This is a genomic window from Frankia sp. CcCS3 (assembly GCF_977927575.1).
Window position 1 is genome coordinate 1 of sequence record NZ_CDWRCL010000097.1, and the last position, 12,660, is coordinate 12,660.

A 12,660-nucleotide genomic window follows, 5' to 3' on the forward strand; every position below is an offset into this window, starting at 1 on the left:
CGGCGTGGACCGCGCGCCTCCGGTCCGCGCCGGCCGGTGTCCCCGCTGCGCCGACGCGGCGCCGTCGGCGGGTCCGGCGGGTCCGGCGGGGAGCGGCTCGGGGTCCGCGAAGTCGTCGAAGTCGTCGAAGTCGTCCGCGGCGGCGGGACCCGCGGTGCCGGCCGGGTACCCGCCACCACCCGAAGACGCCGCGCCGGGCGATCCCGTCCGACCGCCCTGGAAGGCCCCGCCGTTCGAGCCCGCTCCGCCGTCGGGCTGGCTCCCCCACGGACTCCGGTTCCACCAGCTCACGGTTGCGGCTCCTCATCCGACAGGACCTCGCGGGCGACCAGCGCGGTGCGCACCGCGGCGATCTCCGCACGTAGCACGGTGGCGGTGCCGAGCCGGAAGCGCGGATCGGCGGGCAGGCAGTCGGTGATCAGGCGGATCAGCATGGGGTGCACGCGACGGGCCGCGAGCTCACCCCGCAACTGCCGCAGCTTCTCGTCCCGCGCCTCGGCGTCCGCCTGGGAACCGGCGGCGTCCGCGGCCGACCTGGCCTCGGTCGCCCCGCCGAGCCAGTCGTCCGGGCGGTCACCGGTCAGCGCGAACAGCAGGGTGGCCGCCAGGCAGTGCAGGTCGTACTGCGGACTGAGCGGCTCGGCTCCCGGCGGGGCATAGCCCGGGGTCGCGGTGGTGGGCATGACCTTGGCCGACGGCTCGACGATCGCCGCCGTCGACAAGTCGACGAGCGAGTACCGAGGTGGGTCACCGGCGGCGAGGATGTTCTCCGGCTTGATGTCGCCGTGGACCCAGTACCCCCTGATCCGTTCCTCATGCTGGTAGAGCCGCTGCGGTCGGATCGTGTGCATCGCCTCCAGCGTGGCGCTGATCTGGTCGGCCAGTTCGACGACCTGGCGGGCGCTGAGCGGGCCGGACTCGGTGACCCGGGAGCCGAGCGTGGTGGGCACCATCTGTCCGATGTCACCGATGAACTGCATGACGATGAACGCCTCACGGTTGTACCGCTCGGCCTCCCGCTCGTTGCCCCCGGTCACGAGCGCGTTATGGTCGTGCCGGGTCGGCGATGGCCCGTAGACGACGTCCACCAGGGCCGGCACCCCATGGGTGATCTCGCCGAGCGCCGCCTGAACGGCGACCGCGTCCTCGACGTCGATCGAGCGATTCTCGTACTGGGTCCTGGCGTACTCGGGGTTGATGTCGTGGTCGCGGCCGCCCCACCATGCGCCCTTGACGACGACCAGGGCGTTGCTCCACTCGTCCCGGGCGAGCTCGACGTAACCCTGGCCGCCCTCGGCGAGATGACGCACGCAGCGGTACCGGCCACGGCCCCAGGTGCGCGGCACCGACGCGAAGGACGCCCCGTAACGCAACCGTTCGACGATCTCCAGATCGGAGGCGACCGTACTCACCGGCCACCTCCGAGTACCCCACCGCCGCCGGGTCCGCCGCTCCCGAGCACCCCGCCGGCCGGCCAGGGTGCCGTCACACGCACTTCCAGGCCCACGACGTCGCGGACCAGCGAGACCGGCTCCTCGCCGTCCCACCTCTCGGCGACACCCGGCGTCAGCCGCCGGGAACCCAGCCAGGAGCCGTTCGTCGACAGATCGGTGAGCGTCACCGTCCCGTCGCGCTCGTTGCCGACCATCAGATGGCGCCGCGAGACCCGGCCGGCGGCGTCGACCTGAAGCCGGTCGCAGACGTCGACGACGATCAGGTCGTCCGCCGTCCGCTGCACGGCGTTCGGTTGCCGTCCCAGCACGATGCGTTCGCCGGGTCCCACGTTCGGGGTGTCGAACGACGAGCCGTCGCCGCGCCGGACGGTCAGCCGCCAGCCTGTTCCGCCCGGCCGCCCTGGTTGCCCCGGCTGCCTTGGCCGCCTCAGCTGCCTTGGCCGCCTCAGCTGCGACGACCGCGTTGACCCTGCCGACCCGCACGAGCGACCCGGCCAGGTGAAGCGGGACGTCGAAACACCACTCCCGGGGCAGGTCACGCACCAGCCGGTCGTCGCCCAGACTGGTGCCGTTGTGGGAGCGGTCGACCACCGTCGCCGTGCCGGAAGCCGTGAGGGTGATCTCCACGTGCCGGGTGCTGATGTAGTCGTAACTGCTACCGAGCCCGGCCGTGACGTCAACGAGCCGCTCCGAGCCGAGGTTGTCGTCGGGATGCCGCCCAAGGACGACCGTGGTGCCCACCTCCAACGTCACGAGACGATGGGTGCCGCCACCCTCGATCCGCAGCACGACCGGACCCGCCACCACCCTGGGACCCCACCCGGCGCCGGACGGCACGGGCAGGCCGACGATGGTCGGCGCCCCCGCGGTGCCCGAGGGCGGGATGTAGGCGGGAGCATCGAAGATCGTGGCGGCGTCCGCGAGCGCATCCCCGAACGCGTCCCCGAACGCGTCCGCCAGGGTCCTGCGGCCCCCCTCCCCGGGTTCGCCAGGGCCCGCCTGCCGGTCCGGGACATCCAGGTCCAGGGGCTCGGTCGCTCCCCGGGGAGCCGGCGCGTCCCGCGGCGCCGGGGGCATGGGAGGTGCCGGGGGCACGGGGGACGCCGGGGGCATCGGGGTCTCGGGCGCCGCCGCGCCCGAGGCGTCCCCGGCCGCCTGCCCGGTATCCGTCTCGATCTCCTGGACCGGGCGTCGGCACAGCGGACAGACCAGCCGGGCGTTCACGCAGTCGGGGGTCACGCAGCGATAGGCGTTGGCGCGGGCGGCGGTGACGACCTCCGGCCGCCCCCGCAGGCCCGACGCCTTCACCTCGCCCTGCCGTGCGGCCCGCTCCCAGGTGACGGTGTCGATCCGGTTCATCGCCCGGCGGACCAGTTTCACGTTCTCGCCCGCCGGGGCTGCGGGTAGCACCTTCCATCCGAAGAAGGTCGAGGCGTCGCCCTGGATCCACGCGTGGGCGTCGATGTTGCGTTTGCCGTAGAAGTTGTCCTTGCTGACGACCTTCCCCCCGACGGCCCTCGCCTCCTCGAGCAGGATGTCATCGGCCTCGGCCGCCCAGACCAGGGCGCCGTCACGGTAGTACCGCTGCAGTGGGGCGAGGTCGTCGAGCAGGCCGCGCAGGCTGTTGTCGGCCACATAGCGAAAGGTCGCGTCGGCGCCGAAGGCACGGCGGGCGGCGGCCTCCACGGCGAACAGCCGCGCGGTCACGCCGCACCGGCGCGGGCAGCGGGCGCCGTGCGCGCAGCCGAGACCGATCTGCGCGAAGCTGCCCGGCGAACCGTCCCGGGTGATGTTACTGACGTCGAACAGCACCGTCGTCGAGGACATGGGACTCCTACCGGTTGTCAGCTGTTGCCGAGAACGTCGTCGAGACGCCGACGGGACACCGCCCCGCCGTGTGGCCGGCCGGGCACCGGGCCCGCCTCGACGAGATCACGGGTCCGGGTCCTGGTGCGGGTCGCCCGGACCCGGGCTCCCGACACCGCATCGGCCGGCGCGACACCCTGGCCGAGGGCCCGTAGCGTCGCGTTGTAGTGGTCGGCCAGATCGTCGAATCCACGGTCCGCCGCCCACAGCGCCGCGTTCCGGAACAACTCGGTGACGCTTTCCCGGGAATGGGCGAAGCTGGCCCGCTTCGCGATCTCCTCGTCGAACTCCGCGATGCTCTCCTCGTGTTCGAGGGAGGATTCCGCGTCCGGGAAGACATCCGCCTCGACGGTGACCCGGAAGCGCTGCGCGGCCTGCGGGTCGGCCCGGCTGTCCACGGCCAGCCGCCGTCCACCGGCGACCACCCCGCCGCGGGCCTGAAGAATCGTGTGCGCGCCGAGCGGTGTGTCCGGAGCGCGCAGCCGGAGCAGGAAGACCGGACGGTCCTCGCCGGTACTCACGGCGGGCAGCGGCAGCCGCAGCTCGGTGCCGCGCGAGGTCGGTGGCGGCACCTTCATGAGGTGACGCTGCGGTTTGATCCGCCGCAGCGCCTCCACCGTCCAGCCGGGTCGGATCAGGACCCGCAGCTCACCGCGCCCCGCGGCCGCGCCGACCACCGGTTCGATCAGCGACGAGACGATCGCGTCGATCCGGTCGACGTCCTCGGCCGCCGCCCAGACGTGCTGCGTCTGGCCGCACACCCCGACCATCTCGGCAAGCGCCTCGTCCCGGGCGTCGACGCCGATGCCCAGCACGTCCGTCCCGATGCCCTGGTCGCCGAGCCCGGCGACGATGTGGGCAAGCTGCTCGGGCTGCCAGCGGCCGATGTTGGCCTCGCCGTCGGTGATGAGCAAGACCCGGTAGACGTCCGCGTCCGGCGCCTGCGCGAGCAGCTCCCGCCCGGCGACGGTGAGCGCGTCGCCGATGTTGGTGTAGGAGTCCGCGTCGCTGTTCGTGGGGCCGTCGACGGCCGGCAGGCGGTCGGGCCGGCGTCCGGCGCTGATCACTCGCGCCTCACGGGCGAAGCGCACCAGCACGAGCGGACAGCCGTCGGGCAGCAGGCCGTGCACGCGTTCCAGGACCCGCTGCGCGAGCTCCCACTTGCTGACCGCATCCGGCGCCGCTGGATGCAGCATCGACAGGGATGCGTCGACCGCGACAGCGACTGCCACCTCCCGCCGGCCCCGCGGCGGATCGGCCACGCTGATCGTCAGCCGGAGCACCCCACCCGGCTTCGTGACACCCCGGTCCATCCGGCCCTCGACGCCGAGCCGGTCCCTGTCGTTCATCGGTTTCCTTTCTCCCCGTGGATGTGCGGCTCCCCGTGAATGCGCGGCTCCCCGTGGATGCGCGTGCCGGCGCCGCGGGACTCGCCGACGCCGGTGAGCATCGCCCGCTGGCGCGGTCTGGTCCGGGTGGCGACCACCTTCTCCCGGGCGGAGCGGATCGCGATCATCGCGACGGTGGCGTTGTCGTGCCCACCGAGGTCCTCCGCCCGACGGCAGAGCAACGAGGCCAGTTCGGCGGGGGTGCGGGCGACCGAGGCGAGGTCCTCCAGCACGTCGCAGAACCTCCAGTCGGCCACGCCCGGAATGTCCTCGGCGGTGTCGACGCCCGCCTCGCACGCCCCGTCGGTGGCGAGGATCAGCAGGTCGCCGTCGGCGAGCTGCACCCTTCTGGTCGCCACCGCGGTCGCGCCGCGCTGCGCCGTCCGGACGCTCTCGGTCACGATGCCGCGCTCCTCGGGCGTGGGAGCCTGGCCGGCGACGATCGCCTCGGCAACCACGCTGTGCTCGCTGGACAGCCGGGTGGCCGCGAAGCCGTCGCCGCAGCGGCGCAGCAGGTAGGCACGGCAGTCCCCGACGGTCGCGATGTCGGCGCGACCGCGGGAGATCGAGGCGAGCACCGCCACCGCGGCGGCCCGGCGGCTCAGCGGCGCGGGCGGCGGCGGCAGCGCGACGTCCAGCAGCAGCCGCTCCGGTTCGGTCTCGCTGTCCTTCCACCGGCGGCGGAATGCCGCGAGCAGCGCCCGCGCCGCCCACCGTCCCGAACCGTCACCGGGACCGGTAATGCCGTCGAGCACCGCGCAGGCGGTGGTCGTGCCGTCCGACGGGTCCTCGACCTTCGCCCAGCCGACCGCGTCCTCGTTGTCGCCTTCCGGGTTGCCGCCCGCCTTGCGCCAGCCCGTCACGCTCTCGCACGCGACGACGGTCGTCAGCCGCTCGTTGCGCGCGGGGAAGACGAAGGGTGCGATCCTCGACGCCAGCGCACCGGCTCCGGCCGCCCGGCGACCATGCTCGGGATGTAGGCAGGCCCGCAGCGCGGCGTCGGCGCCGGGCGGCCACTCGCCGGCGGCGAGCCCGGCCATCGCCAGCATCGAGGCGTCCCGGTTACTCCACTCGCCGGTCAGCGCCTTGAACAGCACTACGGCGAACAGGCGAAGGTCACGGGCGGGACCACACTCCCCCGCCGGAGTGACGAACCAGGGGTCGACGGGGTCGTGCCTGCCCGCGTCCAGCAGATCGCAGACGGCCAGGGTGAGGCTCTGCCCGGTCCACCTGAAGCTCCACGGCGCGAGAAGCCCCACGCCCTGCTGATGGAACGGTTCGAGGCTGCGGCCGATCTCGACGAAGGCGCGCAGCAGGGCGGCCGCGGAGACCGCGGGAGCATCGGCGGAATAGCTGTCGAGCAGATCAACCAGCGGCAGTCCCGGAAGTTCCGGCCAGCTCAGCTCGACCCGCGCAGGCATGATCAGTCCGGCGCTCGCCGTGGGCAAGGCGACGCGGGGTGGGGCATGGCGTGAGGAGACCGCGCCGGCCCCCTCGTCCACGTCGGCGTCGGCGTCGGCGTCCACGTCCGCGTCGTCGGCGGCTGCGGCGTCTTCCAGCTCGTCGCTGTCGTCCTGCCCGGCCGCCGGCTCGTCCGGGCCTCCGAGCTCGTTCGCCTCCTGCGCTCCGGGTGAACCGGTCACCGCCCCGGAAGGATCAATCCCGGCGACGTCACCATCGATGGCGCGCGAGCCGTCCAGGACGCCGCAGCCCGGGACATCGGAGGAGTCCCCGCCCACGACCACTGTGATCACTGCCGGAACCGGGTCGCCCGGCGAAACCACAGGTCCGTCCGGGCCGGTCAACGGTGCTTCCCGATCACATCTGCCGGGGCGTGGGATGCGGGCATCCCGACGCTACCGTCCGAATCATCCAGACGATCAGCGTCCATGGTCGTGGCAACGGCGACGTGCACGACGGTCCCCCCTTCCTCCCGCAAGATCGCGAAGGATCTGCAGTATGCCTGTCCGCGCGATATGACGGTACCGCTCGGCCTCGTCAGGTAAAGGACAGCCATAACCGACATCTATCGGTCTGGTCGTCATCGGCGGCTTCTGCGACGGTCGATGGCAACGGCCTACTACCTTCCGGAGGCACCGTGCCCGAGTTCAACTCCCGCCGCGCTCAGCGCCAGGTCCCGGCCAGGCGGAGCAACCCACTGCAGCAACTTGCCCGTGACCGGGCCCGGCAGGCCCGCCGACGCACTCGGCGCGATCAGCCGCTGCCGGACTACCTCGCCCGCTACGCGTCCGGACCGGACGGACATCCCCGATCGGTATCGACTACGACGAGCAAGCCGCGACCGAGCGGGAATTCCCTCAAGCACCTGCGGCCGGTTCCGTGGACGTCGCTGGGGCCCGCGATGGTCCTCGATGCCCGCGTCGACTTCTCGGACTGTGCCGGCTACAAGCGGCGCCCGGTGGTCGCGGTGCGGGTGGAGAACGGCGTCATCCTGGCCTTCCCGATTACCACTCAGGTACGTCGGCTCAGCTGGGTTTGCGGACGCCTGCTCGCCTTCCCGCGGGAGGCCGGTCTGCGCGAAGCCCAATCCGCGATCCTGTGGCGCCCGGTGGCGATCGAACGCTCCGACGTGATCCGGGTTCTCGGTCGTCTCATCGGCTCCGACCTCGAAGAGTTTCAGATTCACGCGCGGGCGGTGCGCGGGGCCGACGGCAGCAACGCCTGACCCACACCGGTATCCGGGCACGGACGAGATCGCCGGGGAAGCGGCGACCGGAGGGGCCGAAACCACCCTGCGGAAAGGTACCGTTACACTCGCTCGCCATGCGGCTGCGGTTCCTCGTCGACGATCGGGTCGAATTCGACCAGCGGCTGCGCCGTTCCGACCAGCTGTGCGTCGGCGCCGCCCCGGACGACGTCTGTGACGAGGCCGCGTCGCACCGGCATCTGTCCGCCGGCCCGCCGGACCGGAAACTCTCCCGCCGGGCCGCCCGCGTGTCCGCCGCGCCGGGCGGCGGCTGGAATGTGGAAATCGCGAACCTGAACCAGGCCGATGTCCGGAACTGGGGGCAGCCGACGTATCCCGTCGAGCAGGGCGGGCTGGTGTCGGTGACCGACCGGCCGACCGCGATCTGGCTGCGCGGTACTCTGCAGCGCAGCTACCTGCTGTTATGCGAGCCGGAGCCGACCGGCGTCCGCCGGATCGCCCGCGATCGTCGAGTGACGGAGAGCAACGAGGTCGATCGCCTCTCCGAGAAGGAGACCGAGGCGATCCGCGTGGTCTTCGAGCAGCATCTACGGTGGCCGCCCCTGCGTAACCCGGATCCACGTCCCAAGAAATCCGCCGCCGACCGGCTGGGGATCAAGCAGACCTCGCTCAACGACCGGTTGGCGGGCGCGCTGGAGAAGGCGAGGCGGGTCGGCTACCAGCCACCGGGCGGACAGGTCGCCCCGACCCGCGACGCCGACTGGGTGTACTGGCTCGTCGGCATCGGTGCGCTGGACTTCGAGATGCACGCGGGAATCGGCTGACCGTCCCGATCATCGAACGGCGGCTGGCCGATCGAGCGGAGCCGAGTCAGACGGACCCGGGGGTACCTTCCAGTCCCAGGCGAGCCAGTCCCGGGCGAGCAGGTTCCGGGCTTCGACGAGGACCTCGTCCACGGATACATCCGCGACGAACGACGGGTTGTGGGGGCATCGCCCGTGCGCCTGGCTCGCCCCACATTCCGGGCAGGTCGTCTGAAAAGACGTGGCGATGCGGTGGCGGGCCCGTTCCAGCGGCCCAGCATTGATCACATTGCCGCACCAGAAGACGCCGACGGTCAGAATACCGAGTGCACCGGCGAGGTGCCGCGGCCCCGAGTCGTTACCGATCATCAGGTCGGCGGTGGCGAGAATCCCCACCAGGCCGGGCAGGCAGAGGCGGCCGGCCAGGTTCACCACGGGCCCCGACACGCCCGCCGCGAGCCGTTCAGCGAGGGCTCGCTCGGCCGCTACACCGACGATCATGATGCGAGCGCCGTCCGCCGCGAGCGCGTTCGCGACTCCGGCGAACCGGTCGACGGGCCAGCGCCGACGCGGATCGCTCGCGCCGGGATGCAGAACGACCAGCGGGGCGGCCCCGGCCGTGACCTCGGCGCCGGCCATGGCCTCGGCGGCCGCCCGGCGATCGTCGGCCGTCACGGTCAATCCGGGGTTCAGGGTGACGGGGGAAGCCCCGACGAGTCCCACGATCTCCAGGTTGCGCAACGTCTCGTGTTGCAGATGCCGGAACGGAACGGACCGGTGCAGCGGCGGCGCTCCCACGTCCCGGCCACCGGCGGTGAACCGCGCGCCCAAGGCGTGCACCAGCGGGGTGGAATGGGCGCCCCCACCGTGCAGCTGCAGCGCCAGGTCGTAGCGGGCCACCCGGTGGCGCCGGACGAACGCGCGCACGGCGCCGTCGCGCACCTCGCCGTCGCGCACGCGATCCGTTCGCACCTCGTCGTCGGCTCGAGTGCCATCCGTCCGTAGGTCGTCGGTGGTGGCGGAGGTCGGGGCCGTACCGGTCGGCGAGGGTCCTTGCGTGCTGGTGGACACGCCGGGCCAGGGCGGGATGGCCGCCACCTCGTCCCAGGGTCCCGGGCGGCCCGCCAACAGCTCGACGTGCCAGGACAGACCGAGGTACACCAGATGCGCGTCCGGATAGGCCGCCCGCAGCGCCTCCAACGCCGGCAGCGCCAACACGAAGTCGCCGAGCCCGCTGGCCCGCAGCACCGCGATCCGGCGCACGCCCTCCAGCGGCTCCCGGACGAACGGCCCGAACCCGGCCCGTTGGCACCCGTCCTTCTCGGCCATGTCGTTCCCCCTCGCCCGCGTCCTACTCTCTACCCCTGCGCCCCTGCGCCCCTACGCCCCTACGCCGGCGTTCTTCCCGTCCGCGCTTTCTCCCGATCCGGATATTCCTCGTCGGACGCTTCGACCCCGCCCGGCGCTGTCGAGATTCTCCGGATGCGTCGCATGAGCCGAAGATTCGCCTGCCGCTCGGCGAGCCCCCGATCACCCGATCGGGGGCTGTCCGGCCCCGCGAGACGCGACCATGGAGATGTGGTGATCTCGGTGGAGCGGCGGGTAGCGGTGGCGACGGGTCCGGACTATCTGGAACTGCACGTCGAAGAGCTACGGCCGGAGGGTTTCCCACCCGACGATCCCCCCGCCGGAGCTTCCCCGGCCACCGGTTCCCCCGCCCCCGGACCACCTCCGGGCGGACGACCGTCCCCCGAACGAGGCACGGGCCCAGGATGAGACGCGGACCACGACGTCCGACGGCAGCCCGGGGACGGTCCGCGGCGGGCGTGACGATATCCCGGTCCTGCTGCTCCACGGGATCGCCGGCACCACGGCGGGCTGGGCCGCGGTGGCTCCGGAGCTCGCCGCGTCCCGCCGTGTGATCACCTACGACCAGCGAGGGCATGGCGCGAGTGGCTGGGCCACGACGGGCCGGGCGGGTTACAGCTTTGATCAGCTGGTGGCGGACCTCGCGACGGTGGTCGACGTGCTCGGGCTGCCCGCCGTCCACCTGATCGGCCACTCGATGGGCGGGGTGGTGGCGCTGCGCTACACGCTCGACCATCCGGGACGGGTGCGGTCCCTGGTTCTCGCTGACACCGCCGCCGCTCCCGCCACGGGCACGGGCGGGATCACGAAGCGGGTGGTGTCCGTCCTGCTGGCGGGGGCGGCGGCGATCGCAACGGCCGTCCACGCCGGCCGGCACCGCGCGGTGGCGGGGCTCGGCCGGATGGATCCGAACGCGATCGTCGCGCTCTGGCGGGACCTGAGCAGCTATCCGTCCCTCACGGAACGGTTGGGCGAGATCGGCGCCCCGACCACCGTCATCGTTGGTGAACGGGACTTCAGTCTTCGTGACGCCGCCGAGACGCTCGCCCGATCCGTGCCGGACGCCCATCTCGCGGTGATCGCCGGCGCCGACCACAATCCACACGCAAGCCGCCCGATCGCCTGGCTGACCGCCGTGGAGGATCATCTCACCCGCGCCGACCAGATATCCACCGATCTCATTCGCTGATGTCACCCAGCGTCCTATCCCCGAGGAGGCTGTCACCACCCCGTCCGGCCCAAACCTGCTGTACACCGCCCAGCACACCGTGATGAACCACCACATCCTGGTCAATGCGGAGATCGGCCCGCATCACCGCGCGGGCGACAGCGCGGACCACCTCGGTCGGCGGCTCACCCCGATTGATGCCGACCCGGTCATAACATCACTTGATGCACCACGTGCCCGCTCGCTGTCGCCGCTCTCCAGATGACGGCGGCCCATCCCGCAGGATCGCATCACTCACGAGCAGGGCAAGAAGAGAATCACGCACACCCGCACCGGCCCGACTGATGCGATCATAAACCGCGGACTGGCCATCCCAAACACTGAGAATTCCTGCGATTCTCTCCTGTATCGACCGTGGTGGTAGGAGGAGCGGCATCGCTCGCATGGTCCCGGCGGTCAGCGTGGGTACCGCCGACCCGCTGGCGTTACGGAGGGTCCAACCACGAACCGCGGGATGCCCGAGGTAATAGAGGAGATACCGGGATTCGATCGCCTGGTACGGGCGGAGGCGAAGACATGCCGTCCCGAATAGCCAGCCGCGATGATCATCGGTGATCAGCGCCTGGCATCCGAAAGGATCATGTCATGAAAAATCAACCGCGTCACCAAGATTATCACCGCCCGACGACGACCGGGGCGGTGGGTACCACGTGGTGAACCGGGCTGGGCTGGGCCGGCGCCGCGGACGTCGGCCCGGCCACCGGCCGCGCCGGCATGGGATGATCTCGCCGTCCACCCGGCTGGAAACGGTGAGGGGAGCAGATTGACGGCGGTATTCCTGAATATCGCGATCGGGCTCGCGACCAGCGTCCTCAGCGGTGGATCGGTCTGGCTCTGGCAGCGGGCGAAGAACATTCGTGCCCTGCGTCGCGAGGCGGAGTTCTTCGGTCTGGAGGCCGGCGGCACATGCCTCGTTATCATGAACAACACGTGGGACGCACCCGGAAGTGTCAGCCGTCACGACGTCCATGCGATGATCGAGGTCGCCACGCTCGCCGGCGAGCTCGGCTGCCCGATCTCCGTGCACTCATGCGACGAGTTCTACGACATCAACGGCGACCGCACGGAGTTCTGCCTCGGCGGCCCCGAGTCGAACCCTCGCACCGGCGGCCACCTGGCCACGCACCTGCCGGGCGTCGCCGTCCGTCCCATCGCACCGGGCCAACCCGATTCCGGGGCCTTCGTTGTCGGCGAGCGGAGGTTCCTTCTGGAGAAAGGCCGCCGAGAATACGCGCTCGTCGCCAGGTTCACGCCTCCCGGTTCAACCAGGCCGGTCATCCTCATCTGCGGCCAGACCGCGGTCACCAACCGGGCTGCGGTATACGGGCTCAAGCAGAAATACCGTGACCTGGCGAGAACCATCGCCTCCGTCGATCGATTCTGCATCATTTTCAAAATAGAATTGAGCAGTACCTACGGCTATCAGGCGGTGAGGCTGGATAGCGACGTGACCGTTGCCGCATTCACCGATCGCTGATGCGATCAAGGCCGTCGCGGTCGCGCGGGTGCCGGCGAGACAGATGCCGGAAAGATCGGGGGACGTAGTCACGCTCCGCGGGCCGAAAAGCGTGCCAACGTCCCCCGAAGTCCAGGCGAGGATCATGGCCGGCTTGTCGAGGAACTGCTCGGCGAAAGCACCTGGCTACCTGCGCTCCTGATCGCGGCGGCGACGGTCCGCCCGCGGACTCGGTCGGGCCATGCCGGCCGACCGGTTGACTTCGAGTGCGCTCCCACCGCTATGGAGTCGAAATGAAATAACTTGCGCGTTTCGAACCCTCCACAGGCCTGTGACCTGCGATGATGCTCTCGATCGCGTATTTGTTACTTCATTACGTCCCCTATGGTCGGCGTGGGGCTGGCTTCCTCCCTCGTCCGCAGGTGGGGG

General features: G+C 71.2%; 12 protein-coding genes and 1 pseudogene. 6 read left to right on the forward strand and 7 right to left on the reverse strand.

Annotated elements, in window-relative coordinates; translation table 11 throughout:
• The 3 genes and pseudogenes from AC08OQ_RS10630 to AC08OQ_RS10640 all read right to left on the reverse strand — a co-directional run.
• Window positions 1-291, reverse strand: a pseudogene (locus AC08OQ_RS10630) (hypothetical protein); the annotation flags it as partial.
• The gene (locus AC08OQ_RS10635; protein ID WP_476600834.1) at window positions 288-980 is read right to left on the reverse strand and encodes a protein kinase domain-containing protein; all 693 of its coding nucleotides are present in this window, start codon (window positions 978-980) and stop codon (window positions 288-290) included. The pseudogene AC08OQ_RS10630 and the gene AC08OQ_RS10635, both read right to left, overlap by 4 nt.
• Before the next feature lie 428 nt (window positions 981-1,408).
• On the reverse strand, window positions 1,409-1,648 hold the full coding sequence (locus tag AC08OQ_RS10640; RefSeq protein WP_476600836.1) for a hypothetical protein: 240 nt from the start codon (window positions 1,646-1,648) through the stop codon (window positions 1,409-1,411).
• A 539-nt stretch (window positions 1,649-2,187) separates the two neighbouring features.
• On the opposite strand from AC08OQ_RS10640, the gene AC08OQ_RS10645 reads away from it, so the two are divergent.
• Window positions 2,188-2,343, forward strand: coding sequence for a hypothetical protein (locus AC08OQ_RS10645; RefSeq protein WP_476605218.1), 156 nt, complete (start codon window positions 2,188-2,190; stop codon window positions 2,341-2,343).
• Window positions 2,344-2,706: 363 nt separating this feature from the next.
• A complete protein-coding gene (locus AC08OQ_RS10650; protein ID WP_476605217.1) occupies window positions 2,707-2,934 on the forward strand; it encodes a hypothetical protein in 228 nt (75 codons plus the stop codon).
• 364 nt (window positions 2,935-3,298) lie between these two features.
• Here AC08OQ_RS10650 and AC08OQ_RS10655 read toward each other — a convergent pair whose 3' ends face one another.
• Entirely contained in the window at window positions 3,299-4,669 is a 1,371-nt protein-coding gene (locus AC08OQ_RS10655; RefSeq protein ID WP_476600822.1) for a vWA domain-containing protein, read from the reverse strand.
• Window positions 4,666-6,462, reverse strand: coding sequence for a PP2C family protein-serine/threonine phosphatase (locus tag AC08OQ_RS10660; RefSeq protein WP_476600824.1), 1,797 nt, complete (start codon window positions 6,460-6,462; stop codon window positions 4,666-4,668). The genes AC08OQ_RS10655 and AC08OQ_RS10660 overlap by 4 nt, the downstream gene beginning before the upstream one ends.
• 608 nt (window positions 6,463-7,070) lie before the next feature.
• On the opposite strand from AC08OQ_RS10660, the gene AC08OQ_RS10665 reads away from it, so the two are divergent.
• Entirely contained in the window at window positions 7,071-7,394 is a 324-nt protein-coding gene (locus AC08OQ_RS10665; RefSeq protein ID WP_462203659.1) for a hypothetical protein, read from the forward strand.
• Between the two features lie 98 nt (window positions 7,395-7,492).
• On the forward strand, window positions 7,493-8,200 hold the full coding sequence (locus AC08OQ_RS10670; protein WP_476600828.1) for a hypothetical protein: 708 nt from the start codon (window positions 7,493-7,495) through the stop codon (window positions 8,198-8,200).
• A 9-nt stretch (window positions 8,201-8,209) separates the two neighbouring features.
• Here AC08OQ_RS10670 and AC08OQ_RS10675 read toward each other — a convergent pair whose 3' ends face one another.
• Window positions 8,210-9,508: a glycosyltransferase family 9 protein gene (locus AC08OQ_RS10675; protein WP_476600830.1), complete on the reverse strand. Its 1,299-nt coding sequence runs from the start codon at window positions 9,506-9,508 to the stop codon at window positions 8,210-8,212.
• Window positions 9,509-10,067: 559 nt separating this feature from the next.
• Between AC08OQ_RS10675 and AC08OQ_RS10680 the strand changes: the two genes are divergently transcribed.
• Window positions 10,068-10,736 carry an alpha/beta fold hydrolase gene (locus AC08OQ_RS10680; RefSeq protein ID WP_476600832.1) on the forward strand — a complete coding sequence of 223 codons (669 nt, stop codon included), beginning with the start codon at window positions 10,068-10,070 and terminating at the stop codon, window positions 10,734-10,736.
• Window positions 10,737-10,932: 196 nt separating this feature from the next.
• Here the strand turns inward: AC08OQ_RS10680 and AC08OQ_RS10685 are convergent, their stop codons facing one another.
• Window positions 10,933-11,334 (reverse strand): restriction endonuclease subunit S, encoded by a 402-nt coding sequence (locus AC08OQ_RS10685; protein ID WP_476612016.1) that lies wholly within the window; start codon window positions 11,332-11,334, stop codon window positions 10,933-10,935.
• Between the two features lie 204 nt (window positions 11,335-11,538).
• Between AC08OQ_RS10685 and AC08OQ_RS10690 the strand changes: the two genes are divergently transcribed.
• Complete coding sequence (locus AC08OQ_RS10690; RefSeq protein ID WP_462203314.1) at window positions 11,539-12,252, forward strand: hypothetical protein; 714 nt, start codon at window positions 11,539-11,541, stop codon at window positions 12,250-12,252.
• The last annotated feature ends 408 nt before the right edge of the window (window positions 12,253-12,660 follow it).

Coding starts and splice junctions, on each gene's coding strand:
- AC08OQ_RS10635 (WP_476600834.1), bottom strand. CDS start 980: ATGCAGTTCATCGGTGACATCGGACAGATGGTGCCCACCACGCTCGGC.
- AC08OQ_RS10640 (WP_476600836.1), bottom strand. CDS start 1,648: ATGGTCGGCAACGAGCGCGACGGGACGGTGACGCTCACCGATCTGTCG.
- AC08OQ_RS10655 (WP_476600822.1), bottom strand. CDS start 4,669: ATGAACGACAGGGACCGGCTCGGCGTCGAGGGCCGGATGGACCGGGGT.
- AC08OQ_RS10665 (WP_462203659.1), top strand. CDS start 7,071: ATGGTCCTCGATGCCCGCGTCGACTTCTCGGACTGTGCCGGCTACAAG.
- AC08OQ_RS10670 (WP_476600828.1), top strand. CDS start 7,493: ATGCGGCTGCGGTTCCTCGTCGACGATCGGGTCGAATTCGACCAGCGG.
- AC08OQ_RS10675 (WP_476600830.1), bottom strand. CDS start 9,508: ATGGCCGAGAAGGACGGGTGCCAACGGGCCGGGTTCGGGCCGTTCGTC.